This window comes from Streptomyces sp. PA03-6a (assembly GCF_033792765.1).
Lineage (GTDB): Bacteria > Actinomycetota > Actinomycetes > Streptomycetales > Streptomycetaceae > Actinacidiphila.
Genome location: NZ_JARAVK010000042.1, coordinates 1 through 25052 on the forward strand (window position 1 = coordinate 1; position 25052 = coordinate 25052).

Below are 25052 nucleotides of genomic sequence, written 5' to 3' on the forward strand. Positions count from 1 at the left end.
GGCTTACGCAGACCGGTGCTGCTGGCGGCGGCAGGGGCGCTGCTGCTGGCGGGGTGCACGAGTGAGGGGAAGCAGGGCGAGGGCGCCAAGACGCCGTCGGGGGCGAGCCCGAGCGGGCGGAGCACCCAGAGCCCGGCCCCCTCGGCGTCGGCGGTGAACGACCCGTACACGCTGGCCGAGAGCGCGGCCCCCAGGACCCGGGCGCAGGCGGCCGACTTCGTCCGGGGGCTGACCGTGCGGCCGGACTACTTCGGCTCCGGATACCGCAAGCGCGAGCCGTACGAGACCGGGCCGGCGACCTGGACGGTGCTGGGCGAGGACTGCGTGTGGCGGCGTGAACCGCTCGCGGGCACCGTCCTGGCCAGCCTGACCCGCTCCTTCGTCCGGCCGGACACCGACGGCAACGACGGCAGGGGCGCGGTATTCGTTTCCCTGACGGTCACCGTGCACACCTCCGAGGTCGGCGCGCGCCGGGACATGGCGGTGTCGCTGGAGGAACCCCTGCGCTGCCCCAAGCAGCAGCTGAACGCCACGGAGTGGGTGCAGGGCATGGCCTCGCGGGGCGACCCGTACGACGAGCAGCGGAACGCCACGTCCGACGACGACCTCATCGAGTTCGGCGAGTACGTGGTGGACGGCGACGGGGAACCCCGCCGCTTCGACTGGTTCAAGCACCGGCTCGGCCCGGTGACGGTGGCGGCGACCGTGCGGCACGCCGCTGGTGCCGGTGAGGCCGAGAAGTCGAAGGTCACACAGGCCGCGCTGACGGGGGTCACGTACGTCACCGCCGACATCGACCGGCTCGGCGCCGTGCAGGCGAAGGAGGCCGGGGTGTCCGGCGGCGAAGCGGAGGGTGCGGGCGATGAGTGAGCCGATGCGTCCGACCGACCCGGCGTCCGTCGGGGGCTTCCGGCTGCTGCGGCGGCTCGGCGCCGGCGGCATGGGCGTGGTGTACCTGGGGCGCTCCGAGGCGGGCGCGCTGGCCGCGGTGAAGGTGATCCGGGCGGAGAGCGCCACCGACGACGAGTTCCGCGCCCGGTTCGCGCGGGAGGCGCAGCTCGCGGCGCGCGTGGAGAGCCCCTGGGTGGTCCCCGTGCTCGGTGCCGACGCCGCGGCGCACGAGCCGTGGCTGGCGACCGCGTTCGTGCCCGGCCCCTCGCTCGGCGAGGCGGTGGCCGAGCACGGCCCCCTGCCGCCGTCCGTGCTACGGGTCCTCGGGGCCCTGCTGGGCGAGGCCCTGGCCGCCGTGCACGAGGCAGGTCTGGTCCACCGCGACGTCAAGCCGGGCAACGTGCTGCTGGCCGTCAACGGCCCCCGGCTGATCGACTTCGGCATCGCACGCGCCGCGGACGACACCGCGATCACCGCCTCGGGCCTGGTGATCGGCACCCCCGGATTCCTCTCGCCCGAACAGGCCCGCGGCGAGCAAGCAGGCCCCGCCGGTGACGTGTTCGCCCTGGGCTGCGTGCTCGCGTACGCCGCCACCGGCCGCCCGCCGTTCGGCACCGGCACCTCCGACGCCCTGCTCTACCGGACCGTCCACGACGAGCCCGACCTCGACGGGGTCACCGGCGAGCTGCGCGAGGTCATCGACGCCTGCCTGGCCAAGGACCCGCAGGCCCGGCCCACTCCGCAGGAGCTGCAGCGGCGGCTCTCCGAGGACGGCCCCGAGGACGCCGCCCCGGAAGGCGCCGTCCCCGAGGGCGCCGTCGCGTCGCCCCCGGCCTGGCTGCCGGACGCGGTGGCCCGCACGGTCGCCGCACGCTCCGCCGAGAGCCTCGCCCTGCCGCCCGTCGAACCCACCGTGGTGGACGAGCCCGGCGACACCCCGTCGGCGCCCCGGCAGCGGCTCACGTCCCGGCGGCGGCTGCTGGCCGTCGGAGGGGCGCTGCTGCTGGCGGGCGGCGGCTCGGGGGCGGCGCTGTGGGCCGCAGGACGCGACGACCCCGAACAGAAACCGGCCGCTGCCGCCAAGCCCTCGTACGTGCTCGGGGTACAGGTCACCCGCGGCGGGCCGGACGCGGGCCTGGCCACCACCTGCGAACGGGCCGCGCGGCTGGCCGTGGCCGAGCACAACGCGAACCCCAAGCGCGCGTTCTCCGTCCGCGTGCGCGTCCTCGACGACGGCGGGACCGTCGACCGGGCCGTCACTGTCGCCCACGACTTCGCCGCCGACCGCGACGTGGTCGCCGTGCTCGGCCCGACCGGCGAGGTGACCCTGCGGGCCGCCTCGCGGATCTACGCGGCCGCGAAGCTGACGCACGTCTCCAGCACCACCGGGCAGAACGACTACTACGTCTCGTCCCCGGACGTCACCTTCCAGACCGGCGCGCCCCACCAGGCCGAGGGCACCGCTATCGCGCTGAGCGCCTTCGTGACCGGCAAGCTGGGCCGTGCCGGGGTGGTCATCGACCGGTCCGGCGGGTCCGTCATGCACGACCAAGGCGGGGTGCTGGTGACCCAGTGGCGCGACACCCTCGGCGGGGAGGTCGTGCCACGCGTCGTCGCGGAAGGCTCGGGAGACGGCCCGGCCGCGGTCCGTGACCTGCTCTCCCGCGACCTCGACGACTTCGTCTACCTGGGGCCGCTGGAGGCGACCGTCGACGCGGCCCGGCAACTGGCCCGGGCGGGCTTCACCGGCCGGCGGTGGATGTCCCACCTGCTCTACGGCTCGCACTTCCCGCGCCTGGCGGGTGCCGCCGGCGAAGGCTGGTACGCCGTGACGCCCGCCGTCGACCCGGCGGCACTCGGGACCGAGAAGGCCGAGCGCTTCACCGCCGCCTGGCGGGACCGTTACGGGAGCACCCCGGAGCCGTACGCCACCGAGGCCTACGACAGCGCCCGCATGCTGCTGCAGGAGTTCGCCCGCACCGTGCCCACCGGAGGGGGCCGGCCCGCCCGGCCCGCGCTCGCCCAGCGGCTCGCCAAGGCGAGCTACCAGGGTGTCGCGCGCACGTACACCTTCAACGAGTACCACCAGTACGCCACCACGACGCAGAACATGGGCAGCGAGACGTACGTGCACCAGGTGCGCGACGGACGCTTCCAGCAGATCGGGCCGATCTTGCCGAAGCAGGAGAACCAGTAGGGCCATGGACCAGCTGCTGCCCGCCGACCCGGCGTGGATCGGCGGGCACCGACTCGTGGCGCGGCTCGGGGCCGGCGGCATGGGTGTCGTCTACCTGGCGCGCTCACCGCACGGCGCCTGGGTCGCGCTGAAGGTGATCCGCGCCGAATACGCCGAGGACCCCGGCTTCCTCGCCCGGTTCCGACGCGAGACGGAGCTGGCGACCCGTCTGTCGAGCCGCTGGACGGTGCCCGTGCTCACGGCGGACGCGGACGCCCGCTCGCCCTGGCTGGCCACCGCCTACGTACCCGGCCTGCCCCTCAACGAGGCCCTCGCCCGGCACGGGCCGTGGCCGCCCGCGCAGGTCCGCACCCTGGCCGCCGCGCTGGCCGCGGCCCTGGACGACGTGCACGGCGCCGGCCTGGTCCACCGCGACGTCAAACCGGCCAACGTGCTGCTCGCCGCCGACGGGCCGCGCCTGATCGACTTCGGCATCGCCAGGGCCGTCGGCGCGACGGCGCTCACCACGGACGGCACCGTCATCGGCTCACCCGGCTACCTGTCCCCGGAACAGGCCCGCGGCAGGGCCGTCGGACCCGCGAGCGACGTGTTCTCACTGGGCTGCGTGCTCGCCCACACGGCCACCGGCAGGGCCCCGTTCGGCACCGGGGGAGCCGCCGCGGTGCTCTTCAGGACCGTGCACGAGGAACCCGACCTGACCGGCCTGCCCGGCGAACTCGACGCACCTCTGCGGGCCTGCCTCGCCAAGGACGCCGGTGGACGCCCCGCGGTGGCCGAATTGCGCGGCCTGTTCGGCGCGTTCGACCCGCGGTCGTGGCTGCCCGGCGGATTGCCGGCGGTGGTCGCCGACCGTGCCGGTCGCGTCCTCGACCTGCCGGTGCCGGAACCGACGGAGCTGTCCGCCGCAGGCCCCGGCCCGCATCCGCCGTCCGCCGCGTCCCCGGAGGCGGGGACCTCCCGGCGGCGGCTGCTCACCGCGTCCGCCGCGCTCGGCGTCGGCGCGATCGGCGGCGGCACCGCCTGGTGGCAGTGGGGCCGGTCCCGCCCGCCCCGCGGGACCGGGAAGCGCACGCTGCCGACCCGGGTCATCGGTGTCCTCGGCGACCGCTCGGACGCGGCCGTCCAGGCCCAGGAACGCGGAGCGGGCATCGCGGTCGCCGAGCACAACGCCCGTCCCGGCCGGTCCTTCGACCTCGCGCTGCGCACCGCCGACGACCGGGGCACCGCGGCCGGTTCCGCCGCCGCTGCCGCCCGGCTCGCCGCCGACCCCGACGTGCACGCCGTCATCGCGGCGGGCACCAGCCAGGCCGTGCCCGCGGCCGTTCCGGTCTGCACCGAGGCCGGCGTCTGCCTGCTGGTGACCCGTGCCGACACCGAGCAGCTCAACGTCGTCCACACGACCACCGCCCTCGTGCTGCGCCCCACCCGCACCGCCGGACCCGGCGCCGTGGTGCGCTACCTCAACCGCGTCGTCCGGCCCTCGCGCACGGTCGTCGTCCACGACCTCGCCGACGAGGAGGAGGGCCTGCCCACCGTCCAGATCGTCACCGTCCACGGCAAGCTCGACGGCACCGTCGACGTCCTGGAAGTGGCCGCAGGCAAGGGCTTCACCGCTGCCGCGCACACCATCGCCGCCCGCCCCGACGACGCCGTCCTCTTCGCCGGCGTCACTCCCGCCCGTGCCGCCGCCTGTGCCAAGGCCCTTCGCACGGCCGGTCACCGCGGCGTCCGGGTCGCCGACGAGAACGTGCTGTCCGCGTCCTTCCTCCGTGAAGCCGAGGGCTGGTGGATCGGCACGGCCTACGACGACGCCTCCGCGGACCCCGGGACCCGCGCGTTCGCCTCCGCGTACCGCACCCGCCACCGCAGCGACCCGGGGCCCTGGGCCGCCGAGGCCTACGATGCCGTCCGCTTCGCCGCACACGGCCTCGCCGCCCGGACCGGCGACGACCGCGAGTCGCTGCGCGGGGAACTCCTGCGCGCCCCCTGGCAGGGCATCACCCGCCGCCTCAGCTACGAGAGCCAGTCCCAGTTCCTGGAGACCGGCCAGGACGGCGGATGGTTCCTCTACCACGTGGAGGACGGCCGGGCCCGCTTCGTCTGCCGCCACGACGACATCGGCAAGAGCACATGAGGGCCGGCGTCCGGCACCCCGGCCGTCCCGGCCGTTCCCTTGTGCCGGGCCGTCAGCGCGCGGTGCCGTCACCCCGGATGCCGGGGCGGTAGCCGAGACAGCGGGAGGCCTCCTCCGCGGCCTCGACGACGCAGGGGGCGAGCCGGCCCACGTCGGCCGGGGTCAGCCGCTGCGTCGGCGCGCCGATGCCCACGGCGGCCGCCAGCTCGCCGGTGCTGCCGAAGACCGGGGCACTGACGGACGCGGCGCCGATGTCGCGTTCCTCGAATGAGGCGGAGAAGCCGTTGCGGCGGATCTCCTCCAACTGGTCGTCCAGGAGGTCGATGTCCACCACGGTGCGCGGGGTGTGCCGGGTCAGGCCGTGGCCGACCGCGTCCCGGCGGGCGGTGGGGTCGAAGGCCATGAAGACCTTCCCGGCCGAGCCCGCGTGCAGGGACATCACCATGCCCACCGCGAACATCCGCATCACCACGTGGTGGGCCTCGGCCAGCGACACCACGGTGCGGTGGGCGCCGTCGCGGACGTAGAGGCAGGCGGTCTCCCCGGTCCTGTCCCGCAGCCGCTGCAGCGCGGGCCGGGTCAGCCGCACCATGTCCAGGCCGAAGGTCCCCGGCGCCGCCCACTGCACGAAGTGCAGGCCGATGCGGTAGGTGTCCCCGTCACGGTCGAGGAAGCCCTCCCGCAGCAGGTTGTGCACCAGGCGCTGGCAGGTGCTCGCCGGCAGGCCGGTGGCCCGGGTGATCTCCTGGAGGTTGAGCTCGGGGCGCTCGATGGTGAAGCACTCCAGGATCTGGCGGATCTTCTGCAGGACCAGCAGCGGCGCGGTCCCCGCCTTCCCGCCCATGCGCATCACCGCGTCCTTCCGGTCCTGGCCGGGCCCTCCCGTACGAGGACTCACCGTACGTCAGCCGGCGCGACCCGGGTGCGCAGCGGCACGGGTGCGGCCGGCACCGCGGACAGCGCGGAGTCGAGCCGGTGCCCGAGCAGCACCCGCAACTCCTCGCGCAGCGTGGTGAGACGGCGGACGTCGATCCCGGTGCCGATGCCCGCGTGGTGGCAGAGGTTGACCAGGTCGTCCGTTCCCAGGTTTCCCGCGGCGCCGGGGGCGAACGGGCAGCCGCCGATGCCGCCGAGCGCCGCGTCGAAGCGCCGTACGCCCAGCCGCAGCGCCTCCCAGACGCCGGCGGACGCCATCCCGTAGGTGTTGTGCAGGTGCAGGCCGAGGGGGAGTTCGGGCAGCGCGTCGCGGACGGCGGTGACGGTGCGCCGGATGTGCCAGGGGCTGGCCGCGCCGATGGTGTCGGCGAGATGCAGCACGCGGATGCCGAACTCGTCGAGCCGCCGGGCCAGTTCCACCACGGTGCGTGGGTCCGTCTCCCCGTCGAAGGGACAGAGGAAGGCGGTTGCGATGGTGGCCTCCAGCCGCACCCGGTAGGCCTTCAGTACCTCCACCGCGGGCAGCAGGCGTTCCAGCGCCTGCTCGCGCGGCACCCCGGCGTTGGCGCGGCTGTGGCCGTCGCTCGCCGAGACGGTGAGCCGTACGTCGCGCGCCCCGGCCGCGATCGCCCGGCGCGCGCCGCGTTCGTTGAACACCAGCGTGTGCAGCAGTGCGGACTCCCCGGGCCGTAGCCGGGCCACCAGCCGGTCGGTGTCGGCCAGCTGCGGAACCTTCTCCGGGTTGACGAAGGAACCGATCTCCAGCGAGGGCACCCCGGCCTCCAGCAGCCCGTAGGCCAGCCGCAGCTTGTCCGCGAGGGGGAGCACGGCGGGCTCGTTCTGCAGCCCGTCGCGGAGCAGCACATCGGTGATCACCACCTGGTCGGGCGTGGCGGTCATCTCACACCACCCCCTGCGCGCGCAGTTCGGCGCGGCGGTCCGCCCCGATGCCCAGCTCGGCGAGGACGGCGTCGGTGTGCTCGCCCAGGTCCGGGCCGAGCCAGCGTGTGCCGCCGGGTGCCTCGGCCAGCTTCGGGACGACGCCGGGGAAGGCCACGTCCTGGTGCCATCCGGGGGCGATGGCCACGCGGTGCCGTTCGAGCATGCGGCGCGCGGCGAAGTGCGGGTCCTTGGCGATCTCGGCCGCGGTGTAGATCGGGCCGGAGGGGATCTCGCCCTCCTCCAGCCGCTGCAGGACCTCCTCGTACGGCAGCCCGCCGGTCCAGGCCGATATCGCGGCGTCCAGTTCGGCGGCGTGCCGCACGCGTCCCGCGTTGTCGGCCAGGCGCGGGTCGGCGGCCAGTCCGGGCCTGCCGATGACGGCCGCCAGGCGCTTGAAGACCGCGTCGCCGTTGCCGCTGATCACCACGGACACGCCGTCCCCGCACTCGTACGTGTTGGACGGCGCGGCGCCGGGCAGGGCGCCGCCGGCACGTTCCCGTTCGACGCCGAAGGCGTCGTGGTCGGGGGTCAGGGACTCCATCAGGGAGTACACCGCCTCGTACAGGGCGACGTCCACGACCTCCCCGCGCCCGGTCGCGGCGCGGCGGTGGAGCGCGGCCAGGGCGCCGACGACGGCGTACAGACCGGCCACGGAGTCGGCGAGGCTGATGCCCACCCGGGTCGGGGGGCGGTCGGGGTCGCCGGTGAGGTGGCGCAGTCCGCCGACGGCCTCCGCCACGCCGCCGAAGCCGGGGCGGTCGCGGTAGGGCCCGGTCTGGCCGTAGCCGGAGATGCGGACCAGGATCACCGCCGGGTTGACCTCCCGCATGCGCTCGGGGCCGAGGCCCCAGCGTTCGAGCGTGCCCGGGCGGAAGTTCTCCAGCACCACGTCGGCGCGGGCGATCAGGGCCAGGGCCACCTCGCGGCCCTCCGGGCGCCGCAGGTCGAGCGTGACGGAGCGCTTGTTGCGGTTCATCGCGCGGAAGAGCAGGGAGGTGTCGCCCTCGTGCAGCCGCCAGCGGCGCAGTTCGTCCCCGACGCGCGGCCGTTCGACCTTGACGACGTCGGCGCCGAAGTCCGCCATGAGACGGCCGGCGGACGGGGCGGCGATGAAATTGCCCAGCTCCAGGACCCGCAGCCCCGTGAGAGGGCCGGACGGCGTTTCGCTGTCCTGTTCGAAGGGTTCGGGCATCTGCCATCACCTCGCAGACCCATATGGTGATGTCCACTTCCATGATGTGGGTCAGGGAGTCTCCCGTCAATAAGTCCCATATGTTCCTCTCAATGGGTGAGACGTGCTCTTTTCCGCGCGAAATCGGCCGCCCGGAGCATGCGTGTGCATGTGCCGGACCGGCGGAGTACCCTCATGATGAGTCGCCGTCTCACTCAGAGCCGGTCATGGACGAGCCCGCTTCCGCACCATGATGGGGCGCCTGCCCGAACTCGCCTCTCCGGCGCCGTGTGTGCAAGGGAGCGCGGATGTCCGAAGTCCCGGTGCTGGCCAACACCGCCGTCGCGATCGTCGGCATCGTCGTACTGATCGTCCGCTTCCGCGTGAACCCGGTGATCTCCCTGGTGGTGGGGTCGCTCTACCTGGGCCTCGCGACCGGTCTGGGAGTGACCCGGACCATCAGGACCATCACCACCGGCTTCGGCGACATCATGGCCGAGGTCGGCCTGCTCATCGCCTTCGGCGTCCTCATGGGCGCGGTCCTCCAGGAGATGGGCGCCGTCGAGCAGCTCGTCGACCGCCTGCTCCGCGTCTTCGGCCCCCGGCGGCTCCCGCACTCCATGGCCCTCACCATCGGCACCCTGCTGCAGGCCATCTACCTGGACGTACTCCTGGTCATCTGCGCACCGCTGGCCCGCACCGCCTCCCGCAAGATCGGCCCCCTCGGCTCGGCCCGCATGGGTGCCGCCCTCGCGATCGGCCTCGAGAGCGGCATCGTCCTCATGGTGCCCGGCGTCGGAGCACTGGCCCTGGCCGCGCTGCTCCACGTGCCCCTGAGCACGATGCTGCTGGGGGGCCTGGCGCTGATCGTCCCCACGGTCCTCGTCTCGGTGACGGTCATGTCCTTCCTGTTCCGGCGCGGGCTGTGGAACGGCGCCACCGACGAGGACGCCGCCGTCGCCCCCGGAACGGCCGACCCCGCGGCACCGCAACCGGAGCCGGAGCCGGAGCCTGAGACGACTTGCAAGGCCGACGCGGCGCGGGTCGACCCCGTCCCGGCCGTCGCCGTGGTCGGCGGAGGCACCACGCCGGGACGTGCCCGGCCCGGGACCGGCCGCCCCCTGCGGCACCGCCCCGCGCCGGGGCCGCGGACCACGCCCGTGGGTGCTGCGCTCCAGCGCGGCGAGGGGAAGGGCCCGCGGCTGCTCGTGCGGTTCGCCCCGCTGGTGACCGCCCTGTTGATGATCGGTGGCGGCGCGGTCGCCCAGGCCACCCACGCCCGCAGCCCGGTGCTGACCTTCATCTCCAGCCCCGTGGTGGCACTGCTCACCGGGCTCGTCGGCACGCTGCTCGTCGCGCGGTTCACCGTGGGCCGCGAAGGGGTGGAACGCGCCCTGGCCCGCGGCTTCAAGGACAGCGGCCAGATCCTCATCCTGACCGCGGTGGGCGGCTCGCTCGCCGCCGTCGTGGGGGCGTCCGGTCTCGGCGGCATCCTGCGCGGCTCCTTCACCACCGGCGGGCACGTCGCACCGCTGCTGCTCGTGTGGGCCGTCGCCGCCGCACTCCACCTCGCCGTCGGCTCCGTCACCATCTCCGCGATCACCACGGCCGGCATCCTCGCCCCGATCGCCCCCGGCCTCGGCCTCGACCCGGTGCTGGTGGCGCTGGCCATAGGCGCGGGCTCGCTGTTCGCGGTGCACGTCACGAGCAACACCTTCTGGCTGCTGCAGTCCCTGATGGGCCACACCACCCGCGGCACGCTCAAGAGCTGCACGCTCGGCGTCTCCGTGGCCTCGGTCGTCGCCCTCCTGCTGCTCCTGCCGTTGTCGATGTTCGTGTGAGTCCGGCGGTGCGCTCCGCGGTGCGGTCCGTGGTCCGCGGACCGCACCGCGGAAGCGGCGTTCAGCGCGTCAGAACCGCCAGGACGTCACGGGCGGCGGCACGGAACTCCTCGTCGCCGCGGATGATGTCGATCTGGACGCCGGATCCCACGATGCGGTGCTCCCCGTCGGCGAGTCGGCGTACGTGGTCGAGCTGGGAGGGGGTGAACGCGGTGGGGCCGAGGACGGTCAGGGCGTCCAGCGCGGCGAGCGCGGAGTTGAGGTGGGCGCCCGGCTCGACGGACGGAAGGACGCGGTCGACGAGTTCCGTGAGCGGGACACCGGCCGGACGGTCACTGCCGGGGCGCAGGGCCACCAGTGCACGCGCGGCGGCCGCGGCGGTGTCCGGGCGGTCGAGCATCGACAGCAGCCGCGGTACGGCCGGCTGCGCGGCGGGACCGACGAGGGCGGCGACCTCGGCGGCCCGCTTGGCGGTCCGGTCCCCCCAGGGCCTGTCGGCCCAGGTCAGGCCCTCCAGGATCATGGGCAGCACCGCCTCCTGATCACCCGTCAGCTCCCAGACCGCGGCGGCCGCTGTCAGCCCCGCCTCGACCACGGGGACGGTGGACCGCGTCTCCGCCGGTTCGGCCAGCAGCGCCAGAAGACGGGGCAGCAGCGGACGCCCCTGCTCGCCGAGCGGCGCGACGGCACGGGTCCAGTCCTCGCGCGGGCCGCCCGGCTCGTCGAGGGCGGGCCCCAGGACGGCGAGCAGGGCGGAGACGTCGCCGGTCACCGCGTGGAGCGCGGCGGCTGCCGCCTGACGGTCCGACCGGGACCCGGTCCCGGCGCAGGCCCGCAGCGCGGTGACCACGTCCGGGTCGCGCCCGGCGTCGGCTATGGCGGCGAGCGCGCGGCCGACCGGGAGGGGATGGTGGGGGAGGGCATCGATGAGTTCCGGCAGCGCGGCACGGGCCGAGGGGCCCCAGCCGGCCAGGACACCGGCGAGGTGGACCGGCTCGTTGGCGGTGGCGAGACCGCCCGCCGCCAGAGGCGCGCGTGTGCGGGGCGTCGCCGCGTCGGCTGTCCGGGCCGCGAGCCGCGCGCGGACGGCGTCGAGCAGTTCCGGGGTGCACGGCAGCGGAGCCGGAGGTCTGCGCAGGGTGCGACGGAACGCCGCGTCAAGGGCCCGCGGGCGGTCCTCGAGCTGACGCGCGAGGAGCTCCGCGGCCTCGGGCGCACCCAGCCACACCAGGGCGGCCAGGGCCCGGTCGGCGTGCTCGCCCGCCCCTTCGGCGAGGCGGACCAGCGGCGGCACCGCCTGCGGCGCGGGCTGGGGCCAGTCGCGCACGGCGTCGATGACGGCGCCCGCGGTGTCCGGGTGGTCGAGCAGCGGCAGCATCGCGGGCAGCAGCCGTGCCGGGGCGGTACGGGAGCGCAGCGCGAGGCACTCGGCCGCCCAGGTCGCCTCCCCGGCGGACTCCTTGGGGTCCGCACCGGCGCGTACGGCCTCCACCGCGCGGTCGAGCGCCGAGACGGCGACGTCGATCGCCGCGTCGACGTCGCCCCGCCCGTGCAGTCCGATGACCAGGGACTCCAGCGCCTCCCGTTCCCACTGGCCGCCCACGGTGTGCGGCTCCAGCGGCGACAACGCCGCGACGACGGCGGCCGCGCCGCCACCCCACGGCTGACCGGTGTCCACGATCGCCAGCAGAGCCGCCACCCGCACCTGCGGGGACTCCGTCGCCCGCAGAGCGGCCGCACACAGCTCCTGAGCCGCGCCCCGGTCGACGGCGGTGCACGCGGTCAGCACGTCCGCCCGCACCGTCGGATCGGTCTCCGTCTCCCAACGCCGCCGCAATTCCACCCGCGCGTCCGGCCCGGCCTCCGGCCCGCACTGGGCGACCGCCCAGGCCGCGCACTGCCGCACCTCGGGGTCGGCGTCCGACAACAGGGGCAGCAGCAGCGGAAGTTGCGCGACGACCGCCGCACGCGCGGCGCCCGGCCCCTGCGGATCGTGCTCGTCCGTGCTCTCGGCGATGGCGCCCACCATGCCCAGCAGCTCCGTGCGGCGCACCCCCGCCACCGCGAGACGCGCCAGGAAAGGCACGGCCGCGACCGTCGCCCGGTACACCGTGCCCTGGTGCACGAGGCTGCCCCACAGCTCCTGCTCGGCCTCCTCCGCCGTCTCCTGGTCCGGCGAGGTCAACGCCCGCAGTAGGGCGGGGACATCACCGGCGGGACCGTAGGCATGGTGCAGCTCCGCCCAGGCGACGCGGTCCAGTTCGGCGAACACGGTGTCGAGATCCATACCTCGGATCGTGTCACGGGGGTCCGACAACGCAGGGCCCGGGCGGGAGGCCATCGCATCCCGCCCGGGCCCTGCGGTCCCCGGCCGCTTACGCGCGCGCCGCGGCGACGCTGCGCCCGCGGTCGGTCTCAGGGAAGCGGCCGAGCATGGCCCGCAGTTCGCCGCTGTCGACGTTGGCGCCGAAGGGCTCGGTGCCCGGTTCCAGGCGGACGCCCTCGGCCAGCGGGCCGGCCACGACGGGCTCAAAGCCGAGCGCGTCCACCAGGCCGCCGACCTCGGCGAGGTCGCCGGGGTCGTCGCCGGCGATGGCGATCGCCTTGCGGCCGGGCGTCCCGGCGGGCCGGGCCCCGTCCTCCAGGTCGTGGTAGCCCATGTGGTTGAACGCCTTCACCACCCGCGAATCCGGCAGGAACGCCTGGACGGTCTCGCTCGACGACGTACGCGGATCGGTGAGGTCGTCGCGTATGCCGTCGACCTCCCACCAGTAGTTCATCGCGTCGATCACGAGCTTGCCGCGCAGCGCCTCGGCCGGGACGGTGCGGTACTTGCCCAGGGGGAGGGCGAGGACCGTGAGGTCGGCCCGGGCCGCGGCCTCCGCGGCGGTGACCGCGACCGCGCCCGGGGTGAGGACCTCCACCGTGAGCGCGATGGCGGCGGGGTCGCCCGAGCCCGCGATCAGCACGCGGTGGCCCGCGGCCAGGGCCAGCCGGGCCAGTACGGTCCCGACCTTGCCCGCGCCCAGGATGCCGATCGTGCGCACGCCCTCGGTGTTCATCTTGTGGTCTCCGTTCCTTCGGTTCCGTTCCGGCGTCCGCGTCGGTGTCGGTGTCGGTGGTGGCGTCAGTCCGCGAGGATGTCGCGGACCATGGGGATCACCTTCGTGCCGAAGAGTTCGACGGCACGCATGCGGGCGCCGACCGGCTGGGGGCCCACGGTGTAGATCAGGTCGAACCGGCCGACGCCGAGGTCGCCGACGGCCTGGGCGATCTTGCGGGCGACCGTCTCGGGCGACCCGATGTAGAGGGAGCCGTGCTCGATCTCCGCGTCGTACTCCTCGCGGCGGACGGGCGGCCAGCCGCGCAGCTTGCCGATGCGGTCGCGCATCACCTTGTAGCCCGGCCAGAACCCCTCCCGGGCCTCCTCGTCGGTGTCCGCGACGAAACCGGGGGAGTGCATCCCCACCGGGTGGGCGGTCGTCCCGAACTGGTCGGCGGCGCGCCGGTACAGGTCGATGTAGGGCGCGAAGCGCGTGGGGGAGCCGCCGATGATGGCGAGCATGAGCGGGAGGCCGTAGCGCGCGGTGCGGACGACGGACTGGGGCGAGCCGCCCACGCCCACCCAGGTCTTCAGCCGGCCGGACTCGGTCTTGGGGAAGACGTCGGCGTCCTTCAGCGGCGCCCGCGTGGTGCCGCTCCAGGTCACCGGCTTCTCGTCGAGGAGCTTCGCGAAGAGCTCGATCTTCTCCTCGAAGAGCACGTCGTAGTCGCTGAGGTCGTACCCGAACAGCGGGAAGGACTCGGTGAAGGAGCCGCGGCCCAGGATCACCTCGGCCCGCCCCCGCGAGAGGGCGTCGACGGTCGCGAAGCGCTGGAAGACCCGGACGGGGTCGTCGGAGCTGAGCACGGTCACGCCGGAGGCGAGCCTGATCCGCTCGGTGCGCGTGGCGATCCCGGCGAGCACGGTCTCGGGGGTCGACACGGAGTACTCGGGGCGGTGGTGCTCGCCGAGCGCGATGACGTCGACGCCGATCCGGTCCGCCAGGACGGCCTCGTCGAGCACCTGCCGGATCGCCGTGGCGTGGGAGACGGGGGCACCGGTGTCGTCCACCGGCACGTCGCCGAACGTGTCGAGGCCGAATTCGAGGTCAGACATCAGAGGGTTCCTTCGTGAGCAGTTCACGCACCATCGGGGCCACTTCCCGGCCCAGGAGCTCGATGGTGCGGGCGCGGGCCTGGCGGGGCAGGTGCATGATGTCGTACTTGAGGTCGAAGCGGTCCAGGTGGAGGTCGCGGGCGACCCGGGCGATCTTGCGGGCGACGGTCCCGGGGGAACCGACGAACAGCGCGCCGTCGACGAGTTCCGCCCGGTAGCGCTCGTAGCTGGGCTTGTAGAAGCCGCGCTCCTCGGAGATCGCGGCCACGACCGGCTCCCAGTACCGCCACCAGGTCTCGACCGCCTCTTCGTCGGTGTCGGCGACCAGGCCCAGGGAGTGCTGCCCGATGGGCTGGGCGGGGTGCCCGTACTGCTGGAGCGCCCGCTGGTAGAGGTCGACGTGGCCGGCGAAGCGTTGCGGGCGGCCTCCGATGATCGCCAGCATCAGCGGCAGGCCGTACCGGGCGGCGCGGATCGTGGAGTTGGGGCTGCCGCCCACGCCGATCCAGGTGGGGATGCCGCCCTTGCGCATGCGCGGGCGCAGGTGCTGGTCGGTCAGCGGGGACCGGACGGTGCCGGACCAGGTGACCGTCTCCTCCTGCTGCAGGCGCATGAACAGTTCGAGCTTCTCGTCGAAGAGCCGGTCGTAGTCGGCCATGTCGTGGCCGAACAGGGCGAAGGACTCGGTGACCGAGGCCCGGCCGAGGACGAGTTGGGCGCGGCCGTCCGACACCGCGTCCAGGGTGGAGAACGCGTGGTAGAGCCGCACGGGGTCGTTGGTGCTGAGCACGGTCACCGAGGTGCCGAGCTTGATGCGCTCGGTGGCGGTGGCCATCGCGGAGAGCAGGACGGGGGTGGCGGTGTCCATGTGCCCGGCCCGGTAGTGCTCGCCGACGCTGAAGACGTCGAGTCCCGCGGCGTCGGCGAGCGCGGCCTCCTCGACGAGCAGCCGGACGGTCTCGGCGTCGCCGAGCACGCGGCCGTCGTCCGTCGCGATCTCTCCGAACGAGTTCAGACCCAGTTCGAAGGCAGTGGGCGTCATGGTCCCCTCCTCCCGCCTCCGGAACGGTTCCGCGTCCGGCGGCCAAGTGATTGACGCGTCAAGCATGCATCGATATGATTGACGTGTCAAATAGAGGGGCGGTCATGGGACGCGGACACGGGCCTCTGCCCACCACGGAAGAACTCGGGATCTGGCGTGACTTCATCGAGACGACGGAGCGGCTCCGCTCCCACCTGGCGTCGCGCCTGCAGGGCGACTCGGGGTTGTCCCCCGGGGACTACGGCGTCCTGCTCGCGCTGCGGGAGGCGGAGGGCCACCGGCTGCGCTCCTCCGAGCTCGCGGCGGCGATCGGCTGGGAACGCAGCCGCCTGTCGCACCACCTCGGACGCATGGAGCGGCGCGGGCTGATCCGCCGCGTGGAGTGCACCACCGACAACCGGGGCGCCGAGGTGCTCCTCACCGACGACGGGGCCCAGGCCTTCCGGCGGGCCACGCTGCCGCACCTCGGCGCCGTCCGGGAGATGTTCGTCGACTCCCTCACGGCGGAGCAGATGGCCGCCGCGGGTGAGATCGCCCAGGCCCTGCGCGCCCGGCTGGACGCCGCTTCCGGGCCTTCCTGAGGCCGTGCCGGGGCCGGTCGGGGCCCGGTCGGGGCCCGGTCAGGGACCGGTCCCTGACCGGTCAGGGCCTGGCGTAACGGTCGCTGATGACGCCGCGCAGACCCGCGGCGTTCCGCAGGCCCTGCCCCCGCGCGGCCTCGTCCTCCCAGGCCGACATGTCGGGGAGGGTGGGGATGCAGACGAGTTCTCCCATGTCCAGGCCGACGAGGGCGGCGCGGACGAAGTCGTCGGCGTCGACGAACGACTCCTGCGGGAACAGGGCCGAATCCACGCCGGAAGCCTCGAAGAACTCGGTGCGCACGGGACCCGGCAGCACGACCTGCACGCGGATGCCGCTGCCCTCGACCTCGCGTTGCAGGGCCCGCGAGAAATGAAGGTCGTAGGCCTTGCTGGCGGCGTAGGCGGTGCCGCCGGGCGGGGCGTGGAACGCGCCGATCGACGACACGTTGATCAGCGTGCCGGAGCCGTGCCGGTCGAAGGAGAGCAGCGCCGCCCGGGACAGCCGGGTCAGCGCGAGCACGTTCACCGCGACGAGACGGTCCAGGTGGGCGGGCGCGGCCTCGCGCAGCGGCCCGAGGGCCCCGAGGCCGGCCGCGTTGACGACCACGGCGAGGCCGTCGTGGTCGAGGACGGCCCGCTCCACACGGGCGAGGCCGCCCGGGTCGGCCAGGTCGGCGGCGAGCACGGTCGCCTCGAGACCGGTCTCCCGGTGCACGGACTCGGCGAGCGCGGCCAGCCGGTCCGCGCGGCGGGCGACGAGGATCGGCGCATAGCCGCGCCGGGCCAGCTGCTCGGCGTAGCAACGCCCGATCCCCGAGGACGCGCCGGTGATCAGTGCGGCTCGGGCGCGGTCTGCCTGGTCGCGGGTCATGGGCACCTTCCGGGGGCGGGCCGGACCCGTCCCGTCGCGCGGACCCGGTCCACCCATCGTCGCGGCCCGGGCCGCGCTCCGCCGCACGGGCGGCGGACGCGTCGCGGCCGCCCACGGGACCTCACGTCTCGGGCGACGACCGCCAGACCCAGTTGCGGCGCTCGTACGCCACCTGGAAGCCGAGCCGGAGCATGTTGTGCAGCGAGGAGTTGTGGGTGCCCGGTGCCTCGGCTCCGGTCTCGGCGACCAGCACACCGCAGCCGAGCTCCCGTGCCCTCCGGGCCCGTGCGGCGAGCAGGGCGGTCTGTCCGCCGCGCTTGCGGGCGTGCGGCAGCACCGCACCGGCGAACATCTGGGCCGCGTCGCCGTGGACGTGCATCGTGCCCGTGCCGACGATCTCCCCGTCCAGCCGGGCCGCGAACGGATGCCACCCGGGCCGGCTCGCCGAGGCGGCGGTCATCCGCGCGTAGTGCTCCTCGGGCATGCCGAACGCACGGGTCACCACCGCGCCCCACTCCTGGGCCTGCTCCGGCTCCAGCGGGGCCACCCGGATCCCGGCGGCGGGCGGTCCCAGCGCTTCGGCGCGCGCCACGGCCTCCTCGACCGGGCAGACGAGCTTCACCCAGGACGATCCCGCGGTGATGCCCTCGCGGCCGCGGATGTCGTCCCAGTCCTCGGGCAGGAACGCGGGCGCGATCTGGAGGACGGCCTGCGCGGTCCCCTCCGAGCGGTAGAAGTCGCACACCTCGTGGATCACCTCCACCGTGACAGGGGTGGTGACGCCGAACCCGAGGGCCTTGCTCCAGTAGTGGGTTGGGTCGTTGCGCATCGACAGCACGACACCGCCACCGATCCGCGCGGCGTTCATCCCGAGCGCGGCCCGCACCGACCCGGGCGCCTCCGTCTCGAACCGGTACATCGCCTCGGCCTCGGACCGCTCCGCGACCGCCGGGGGGACCACTGCGTTCATGGGAGGCCTGGCTCTCTTCTCTGGTGCACGTCGCCCGCGGGCCGGAACGCGACCCCTGGCGGGGAGGGGCCGCGCGGATCATATATCGACAAAGTGGCGTACGGGATTTCCGTCAGGATGCTCGTATCAGTGCCCTCCGGCAGAGTGTCAGCCATGATCGACGAGGAGAACTCGACGTTGCGGCCTCTGCTCGCATGCTGCCACCACCGACGCCTCCCTTCGCCGGTTGGCAGGTACCGGATCCGCTTGCCGACCTGCGGAAGCCCGTGCCGCGTCGGTACCGAAGGGTGATTTCGGCCGGTGTAGCTCATGAACGGATGTCCCTGATCACGCCCGGCTTGTCCCATGCGACCGCGCACTCCGAGGGTGGAGGATCGGGGTCGGCGATTGCATCCGACTCATTGGACGAGGACGGGTAGACCGAGATGGCCAGTTGCGTGACGTGGTCAGGGAACGGGTACGCGGCCAAGTCGATGCTTGGCTTCTTAGCCGTCAGCATGCCGTCGGCGACGAGGTGGTTGTTTGCGGAGAAGGACCAGCTTGCTTGGTCGGAGGGGCCGGTACATCTCCCCAGGTGCAGGGACCCGCTGAGCGAGCGGAGATGGTCCCCCTTCGCGCCGCGGGCGAGGCTGACGGTGACTTTATTGGTTCCATAGGGGACGTTTCGTGAGAAATGCCACGTCCACTGGGGCTGTCCGGGCTGGCCTCCCTCTGCTGGACGCTTCCCGGAGATCACCATCAGACGCTGCAACTCGGGGCCACCGTCGAACGAGCCGATGCCAAGCCAAGTACCCCCTGCGCACAGGGCGACGAGGGCGACGACACCGGCAACCCACTTTGCCCGGCGATGCTGCAACGTTGCCCGGATGAGAGCCCGCAGGTGCCGCCACCACTGTGCCCCGTAGTAGTTGTGCTGGACGCCGTGGAGTTGCAGGGCTGTCGGGCCGATGAAGGCATTGTCCGAGACTCTGTTAACCGGCCGCTCATGAACGGAATCTGCAAACTTCTCGACGGCTCGGGCGGTTGGGCCCGGCGTGCCAGGTTGATCTGACTCAAGCATGACCAGGAAGCGTGTTTCCCAGACGATGTCCTCGCGGGAACGAATGGAACTACTGTCCGCGGGCCTGGCAGCGAGTACGTCGGCCGCCATCAGGTCCAGCTGCTTGATCAATTGATCGAACCGGCTCTGGCTTCCTGCAGACAGCAATTCCGCTGCCGTATCTCGAGCCGTCAGCCACTGGTCAGTGCCCACCGCCGTGACGAGGGCCGCGCCAGCTCTACGTGCCACATCAGCTGCCTCGGTCACGGCCCTCCCCAGCTGGATCATCGTTCCTGTCTCAGGCTAGTCAGATGACGACCCGAATGGCACGAAAGTCGGAGAGCAGAGCACTTGCTGTGAGCCGCCATAGGAGGCGGGAACGGCGAACGCCTCAAGGCAGGTGCGGCGCTCACCGCCCGCCGCGGTGGCAAGACGGCCGGTTGGCGAACCACACGCTGGAGCGGGATCGCAGCGAGGGCTGGCTGCATGTTGTCATGGCCAGCCAGGTCACGGTGATGCCGCCAGCGACTGGTAGCGGCAACGGCTGGCGCATTTCCGGGATGACGGTTGTCGTCGCGGTGTCACCGTATGACACCGACAGGGCCGCGTCGGTTCCGTCCCCAGCGGAAAGCCAGATGGGTTTCTCACCTTACTCGTGGTTGGCGCGACATCACGGGCGGCGTCCGCAAGCCTGTCATGGGTGACCACGCACTCGGCTGCCAGCGAGGACCGAAGCCGTAACCCCGTCCCAATGCATGACGTCCAGGTGCGGGAGTCCACGGGCGGCCTTGACCCCGCGCAGGCGCACAACGCCGTGCGTACCGGCGTCACGACTCGGGCGGGGGCCGCGGGCGTGCCGAGACCGTCCGCCGCCGTAACCGTCTCATACGCTCAAGGCGCTGCCAGTTGAGACCCGATGCACGGCCCGCGTACCTGAAGCAGATGAGGTCACGGCGACGCGCCTGGGGGTGGAGGGGGCTCGAAGGTCGCCCGGCACGGCAGGAGTAGCGGTGCGTTTTCCGACGCAGAGATGAGACATGACGCAGTCGCTGCTTCTTTCTCTTACGGGCATCATAGGAACCTTGATAGGTAGTGGGTTGACCGGCTTCCTTGCTCTCCGTTCGGATCGCACGAGACAACGGGCCCTAGAGCGGCATGAGGAACGGCAGACGCATAGGCAAGCGAGTTTGCAAGACCTGGACCTGCGCGTGGAGCATCACCGATGGAGAAGAGAGCACAGACGAACGGCTTATCAGGATTTCACCGCGCGGGTTCTGGCGGCCCGGGGTGCAGCCCTTGACTATCACAGGGCCGGTATGCAACCAAGAACCATGCGCGAGGACATGCCTACCCTGCGTATGGAGGGAAGGAAGGCGCACAGGGATGCCGTCGTGGCTTCGTACGGCGTGGGGCTGCAGGGGCCCAATGAGGTGTCCGAAATGGCGAACGCATGCATCTCTGCTCTGCGGGATCTCTTGAATTGTGCTGAGTCTCACGAAGAACGGTCGACTGCGGGGGAGTTGACGGCAGAGGCGGTTGGAGAAATGAACGGAGCGATCGACGCTCATTACGATGTCACGCAGGAAAGAATTCGGCTTTTCATCGAATCTGCACGCGCCACTCTAGAGCGACCCATGCCGACGACTTCACGCTCGTCTCCGTAGCCGTCGCAGCGGTCGGCCGACTCGTCCTGCATCAACGTCTCGTCGGAAGTCACAGAAGGCATGGGCCGGAACGTGCCTGGTGGGGTGTGGACGCCATCGAACCGGCACGTCAGTCAAGGAAGCTTCCGAGTGCCTTGACGCACGCGTGTGAAGACCTGCAAACGAGAACTCGGCATGGATAGCCTCGTTCTCAGGACGAATGCAGAGCTCAGCTAGGGGGACGACGAATGCTTCCAGAAGCCCTGACCGTACTCGCCGCAACCGGTGGAACCGCCGTCGTGCAAGCCGCCGGCACCGACGCTTGGACCACATTCCGTACCCGCCTCGCCGAGTGGTTCGGTCGTGGGGACGCCACACGCACGCAGGGAGAACTCGAACGTCTCGACAGCACCGCACGAGAACTTCAGGCCGCTGGCAGGGGCGTCCCGGAGATCGCCCGAGCACGAGCCGAGGGAACCTGGCAAGGTCGCATCGTGGCGGCGCTGCAGGCACTGCCTGAAGACCAGCGCTCCCAAGCGATGACTGCTCTGCAGCAACTGCTGGACGAGGCGCCGGCCACCTCCCCGGCCCGGAACGTCCTGTCAGGTAACGTCTTCCACGGCCCCACCGCGATGCAAGCCGGCGACCACGGACAACAGACCAACCACTTCGGCTCCAGCTGAACGTCGCTCTCCAACGAGTGCCGCTTGCAGCACCCGCCGCGGGGAGGCCCTGCCGCGTGTCCGCGAGGAGCTGACCCGCACCCGTCGCAGCGGCCGGTTCGGCAACGTGGAGAACGACGAGGAGTTGCAGCGGACGTGCCGCGCCCTCCTCGCACGCCTGTCCTGAAGCTGCGGGGAAGGGCCTGACCGCGGCGGGGCGCGCATTCACCCCATGTGGTGCGCGTGTTCCCCGCCGGAGGACGTCTTCGCGCCGTTCTTCCCGGACTTCGCCGCGTCCGCGGGGTGGTCCGGGTGGTGCGGTTCGTAGCCCGGGATCGTGCCGTCGGGTTTGGCGACGAGGAACAGACCGGCCATCCCCATGTCGGAGTGGCTCTGGACGTGGCAGTGGTACATCCACGCGCCGGCGCCGACGTGTTCGCCCGCGATGATCTGGAAGCCGAAGGAGTCCGCCGGTCCGGTGATCTTGTTGTCGATCACCCGGCTGGGGTCGTCGGGGCCGGTCAGCAGGCCCGTCCTGTTGTCGGCCCAGCGGTGACCGTGCATGTGGAACGTGTGGTAGTACTCGCCGTGCGTGATCATGACGATCTCGACGCGGTCGCCCACCGTCGCCTCGAAGTTCGGGGTGTCGGCGCCGGACCTGTTGTTGATCGTCATGTCGTTGAAGACGATCGTGAACTGCTTGTCCGGCAGGATGTCGCCCTTCCTGCGCACGACGACCGGCCCGTAGAGGCCCTTGCGGATGCCGCCCGTTCCGTGGTCGGTGCCCACGACGTGGTCGTGGTAGTGCCAGTAGCCCGCGCTGCCCGGGCGCCACGTGCCGTCCTTGCGCCGGCCCGGGGCGTGGGTGCGCCAGGTGTACGTCCGCGTGCCGCCCGGCTCGACGTGACTGCGGGTCATCCGGGTGCCGTCGCTGGCGATGTCGTAGTCCATGCCGTGGACGTGGAGGCTGGCGTCCACGTCCGAGGCGTTCTCGAACTCGACGTGCAGGGTGTCGCCCTCGACCAGCTCGATCAGCGGGCCGGGCACGGTGGCCTTGCCCTTCTCCAGGCCGTACCCCATCCGGCCGTCCGGCAAGGTCTCGGCGTAGAGCTTGAGGTGGCGCACCTGGCCGCCGGCCGGTGCGGTGGGCGGTGAGGGCTCCGCGGAGGAAGCCGAGGGGGCGGAGGCCACCGCCAGCGAGGCCGTCCCGGTGGCGGCGACCACGCCACCGGCCAGCAGCCGCCGGTTGAAACTCCTTCTGTCCAAAGCCATACCGGTCTCTCCAGTGCCGTGAGGAGACGGTCGGGGCGCGAGGGTCCCCGGGGACGGCCACACGGTAGACCAGGGATCTCCGTTTATCCACACCCAGGACAAAGTTGGTGAGATTCCGTCCATAGCTGTTGGCGGACCGTCAAAAGCCGTCTAGCTTCAGGCGCTGTTGCTGTGACCTACGAAGGTGGGTGAACGATGCAGAGCGCACCACATCACCGGTCGAGATCCCGGCGAGGCGCGGCCGCGGTCCTGGTGACCGGGACCCTGGCGGCATCCCTGCTGGGCGGTACCACCGCCTCGGCCAGACCGTATCCGGAGCCGGTGCCGACAACGTTATCCTTGCCGTCCCCGCCGGGCGGCAAGAACGTCAAGGTCCTGGTGTTCCACGCCTCGGCCACCGAGGAGTCCCCGACCGTCGACGCGGGCATCGAGGCGATCGAGGCGATCGGCCTGACCGGGCCCGCGGCCCAGCGCTACAAGACCGTCGCGACCGACGACGCCTCGGTCTTCACCAACGCCAAGCGACTGGGCACCTTCAACGCGGTCGTCTTCCTGACCGGGGGCGGCGACGTGCTCGACCCCGAGCAGGAAGCCGGCCTGGAGGCCTACATGGAGGCCGGCGGCGGCTTCCTCGGCATCCATGACGCGGCGCGCACCGAACCGTACTCCGACTGGTTCGCCGGCCTGATCGGCGCCCGGCCCGCGGCCACCAGCCCGGCCGCCGTCCAGCGCGCCGTCGTGGAGATCCCCGACCGGACCAATCCGGCCACGAAGGACCTGCCGCTGGAGTGGAAGCGGCCCGACAAGTGGCTGAACTGGGCGAGCAACCCGACCGGCACGGTGCACACCGTCGCCAAGGTCAGGGAGAGCAGCTACACGCCGGGAACCGGCGCCAACGGCGTCGACCACCCCGTCTCCTGGTGCCGTGACTACGACGGCGGCCGGTCCTTCTACACCGGGATGGGCGGTACGGCGGAGTCGTTCGCCGAGACCGACTTCCGCGACCACCTGCGCGGCGCCCTGCAGTGGACCACCCGGCTCTCACGCGCCGATTGCAAGGCGACGATCGACGCCAACTACAGCGCGGTGAAGGTCACCCAGCCCAACCAGCCCGGACAGCAGGACCAGATCGGCGAACCGCACGGCATGGTCGTCGCCCCCGACGGGCGGGTGCTGTACATCGGCCGCGGCGGCGGCGCCAACGGCGCGCCGGTCGTGACCGACTGGAACAGCCCCGACATGGGCAAGGGCCTCGGCCAGGTCCACGTCTACGACCCGGCGACGAAGAAGGTGACCCTCGCGGGCGCCCTGACCGTCTTCGGCAACAAGGGCGGCGGCGACGAGCTCACCAAGGTCGAGGAAGGGCTGCTCGGCATCGAGCTCGACCCCGCCTTCGAGACCAACGGCTGGGTGTACCTCCACTACACCCCGCACTCCGGCCTCGACCGCGACAAGCATGTCGCGGAGCGGCGCGTCTCCCGCTTCACGCTGGACCTCGCCACCGACAAGCTGGACCTCGCCTCCGAGAAGGTCCTGCTCAAGTGGCCCGTCCAGGTCCACAGCTGCTGCCACGCCGGCGGCGGGATGGCCTGGGACTCCAAGGGCAACCTGTACATCGCCACCGGCGACAACAACTCGTCCGGATTCAGCGACGGTTACTCCGGCAACAACCCCCAGCCCAACTTCAAGGGCCTGTCCTTCGCCGACGCCCGCCGCACCGCGGGCAACACCAACAACCTCAACGGCAAGATCCTGCGCATCCACCCGGAGCCGGACGGCACCTACACCCTGCCCGAGGGGAACCTCTTCACCGGCAAGGAGCAGGACGAGGGCGGCGGCAAGACCCGCGGCGAGATCTACGTCATGGGCGTGCGCAACCCGGCGCGGATCTCGGTCGACAAGAAGACCGACATCCTCTACGCGGGCTGGGTCGGCCCCGACGCGGGTGCCCCGAGCACGACCTGGGGACCGGCGAAGTACGACACGTTCGCCGCGATCACCAAGGCGGGCAACCACGGCTGGCCGTTCTGCATGGGCAACAAGCAGCCCTACCGGGACCGCAACCTGCCGGACCCGGGCAAGCCGCTGGGCTGGTACGACTGCGACGCCCCCAAGAACGAGTCGCCGAACAACGACGGACTGGTGAACCTCCCGCCCGTCACCGGCAACACCATCTGGTACTCCCCGCAGGGCGGCGCCCCCGACTTCCCCCGGGACGCCAATGGAGTCCCGAGCTACAAGAACGAGGAGGCCACCTACCTCCTGCCCTGGCTCAAGGGCGGCGGCCAGGCCACCATGGACGGCCCGGTCTACCGCTACGACGCCACGACCGCGGGCGCCGGCGCGTGGCCGCAGTACTGGGACGGCAAGTGGTTCGTCGGCGACTTCTACGACGCGGACAACCCGCGCCACGCGGTGCTGACCGACCCCAAGACCGTCGGCAAGGGCGGGCTGCCCGTCACCGCCGGGTCGCTGAAGAAGATCATCCCGGTCGGCCAGGGCGGCATCCGCAACCTCATGGACTGGAAGTTCGCCCCGGACGGCTCGCTCTACGTCCTCGACTACGGGCGCGGCTTCTTCACCTCCGACTCCCAGTCCGCGCTGTGGCGCGTGACGTACACGGGCGGCGCGGCGACCCCCGCCGCGCAGGACCTGGTCAGGAAGGCGGCACAGTGAGACAGCGACCTCTACGCCCGCTGGC

General features: G+C 72.4%; 18 protein-coding genes. 7 read left to right on the forward strand and 11 right to left on the reverse strand.

The genetic code is table 11. The annotated features are described in order from the left end of the window. The 3 genes from PV350_RS13140 to PV350_RS13150 all read left to right on the forward strand — a co-directional run. Positions 1 to 870 (forward strand): hypothetical protein (locus PV350_RS13140; RefSeq protein WP_500333840.1); only part of this gene is annotated, 870 nt, incomplete at its 5' end. Further along, the gene (locus tag PV350_RS13145) at positions 863 to 3088 is read left to right on the forward strand and encodes a bifunctional serine/threonine-protein kinase/ABC transporter substrate-binding protein (protein ID WP_500333842.1); all 2226 of its coding nucleotides are present in this window, start codon (positions 863 to 865) and stop codon (positions 3086 to 3088) included. The genes PV350_RS13140 and PV350_RS13145, both read left to right, overlap by 8 nt. A 4-nt stretch (positions 3089 to 3092) precedes the next feature. After that, positions 3093 to 5222 (forward strand): bifunctional serine/threonine-protein kinase/ABC transporter substrate-binding protein, encoded by a 2130-nt coding sequence (locus tag PV350_RS13150; protein WP_500333844.1) that lies wholly within the window; start codon positions 3093 to 3095, stop codon positions 5220 to 5222. A gap of 52 nt (positions 5223 to 5274) precedes the next feature. Here PV350_RS13150 and PV350_RS13155 read toward each other — a convergent pair whose 3' ends face one another. The 3 genes from PV350_RS13155 to PV350_RS13165 are packed head-to-tail and all read right to left on the reverse strand — an operon-like array spanning position 5275 to position 8292. After that, positions 5275 to 6072, reverse strand: a complete 798-nt coding sequence (locus PV350_RS13155) for an IclR family transcriptional regulator (protein ID WP_499516211.1) — start codon at positions 6070 to 6072, stop codon at positions 5275 to 5277. A gap of 44 nt (positions 6073 to 6116) precedes the next feature. Then, positions 6117 to 7058 carry a hydroxymethylglutaryl-CoA lyase gene (locus PV350_RS13160; protein WP_500333846.1) on the reverse strand — a complete coding sequence of 314 codons (942 nt, stop codon included), beginning with the start codon at positions 7056 to 7058 and terminating at the stop codon, positions 6117 to 6119. 1 nt (position 7059) lies between these two features. Continuing rightward, complete coding sequence (locus tag PV350_RS13165; RefSeq protein ID WP_500333848.1) at positions 7060 to 8292, reverse strand: CaiB/BaiF CoA transferase family protein; 1233 nt, start codon at positions 8290 to 8292, stop codon at positions 7060 to 7062. A 287-nt stretch (positions 8293 to 8579) separates the two neighbouring features. Between PV350_RS13165 and PV350_RS13170 the strand changes: the two genes are divergently transcribed. Beyond that, positions 8580 to 10112, forward strand: a complete 1533-nt coding sequence (locus PV350_RS13170; RefSeq protein ID WP_500333850.1) for a GntP family permease — start codon at positions 8580 to 8582, stop codon at positions 10110 to 10112. 61 nt (positions 10113 to 10173) lie between these two features. Here PV350_RS13170 and PV350_RS13175 read toward each other — a convergent pair whose 3' ends face one another. The 4 genes from PV350_RS13175 to PV350_RS13190 form a co-directional block, all read right to left on the reverse strand. Continuing rightward, a complete protein-coding gene (locus tag PV350_RS13175; protein WP_500333852.1) occupies positions 10174 to 12399 on the reverse strand; it encodes a HEAT repeat domain-containing protein in 2226 nt (741 codons plus the stop codon). 88 nt (positions 12400 to 12487) lie between these two features. Beyond that, positions 12488 to 13174, reverse strand: a complete 687-nt coding sequence (locus PV350_RS13180) for an NADPH-dependent F420 reductase (RefSeq protein ID WP_500333854.1) — start codon at positions 13172 to 13174, stop codon at positions 12488 to 12490. 65 nt (positions 13175 to 13239) lie between these two features. Further along, positions 13240 to 14271, reverse strand: a complete 1032-nt coding sequence (locus PV350_RS13185; RefSeq protein WP_499516217.1) for an LLM class flavin-dependent oxidoreductase — start codon at positions 14269 to 14271, stop codon at positions 13240 to 13242. After that, positions 14264 to 15313: an LLM class flavin-dependent oxidoreductase gene (locus tag PV350_RS13190; RefSeq protein ID WP_499516218.1), complete on the reverse strand. Its 1050-nt coding sequence runs from the start codon at positions 15311 to 15313 to the stop codon at positions 14264 to 14266. The genes PV350_RS13185 and PV350_RS13190 overlap by 8 nt, the downstream gene beginning before the upstream one ends. A gap of 104 nt (positions 15314 to 15417) precedes the next feature. Here PV350_RS13190 and PV350_RS13195 point away from each other — a divergent pair, with 104 nt between their 5' ends. After that, positions 15418 to 15894, forward strand: coding sequence for a MarR family winged helix-turn-helix transcriptional regulator (locus PV350_RS13195; RefSeq protein ID WP_500333856.1), 477 nt, complete (start codon positions 15418 to 15420; stop codon positions 15892 to 15894). A gap of 61 nt (positions 15895 to 15955) precedes the next feature. Here the strand turns inward: PV350_RS13195 and PV350_RS13200 are convergent, their stop codons facing one another. From PV350_RS13200 to PV350_RS13210, 3 genes are all read right to left on the reverse strand, one after another. After that, on the reverse strand, positions 15956 to 16765 hold the full coding sequence (locus PV350_RS13200; protein WP_500333858.1) for an SDR family NAD(P)-dependent oxidoreductase: 810 nt from the start codon (positions 16763 to 16765) through the stop codon (positions 15956 to 15958). Positions 16766 to 16886: 121 nt separating this feature from the next. Then, positions 16887 to 17735, reverse strand: coding sequence for a GNAT family N-acetyltransferase (locus PV350_RS13205; RefSeq protein ID WP_500333860.1), 849 nt, complete (start codon positions 17733 to 17735; stop codon positions 16887 to 16889). A gap of 307 nt (positions 17736 to 18042) precedes the next feature. Continuing rightward, entirely contained in the window at positions 18043 to 19041 is a 999-nt protein-coding gene (locus PV350_RS13210; RefSeq protein ID WP_500333862.1) for a hypothetical protein, read from the reverse strand. Positions 19042 to 20665: 1624 nt separating this feature from the next. On the opposite strand from PV350_RS13210, the gene PV350_RS13215 reads away from it, so the two are divergent. Next, on the forward strand, positions 20666 to 21100 hold the full coding sequence (locus tag PV350_RS13215) for a hypothetical protein (protein WP_500333864.1): 435 nt from the start codon (positions 20666 to 20668) through the stop codon (positions 21098 to 21100). A gap of 204 nt (positions 21101 to 21304) precedes the next feature. Here PV350_RS13215 and PV350_RS13220 read toward each other — a convergent pair whose 3' ends face one another. After that, on the reverse strand, positions 21305 to 22345 hold the full coding sequence (locus PV350_RS13220; protein ID WP_499517040.1) for a multicopper oxidase domain-containing protein: 1041 nt from the start codon (positions 22343 to 22345) through the stop codon (positions 21305 to 21307). A gap of 201 nt (positions 22346 to 22546) precedes the next feature. Between PV350_RS13220 and PV350_RS13225 the strand changes: the two genes are divergently transcribed. Next, complete coding sequence (locus PV350_RS13225; RefSeq protein ID WP_499516223.1) at positions 22547 to 25027, forward strand: ThuA domain-containing protein; 2481 nt, start codon at positions 22547 to 22549, stop codon at positions 25025 to 25027. Positions 25028 to 25052 lie beyond the last annotated feature (25 nt).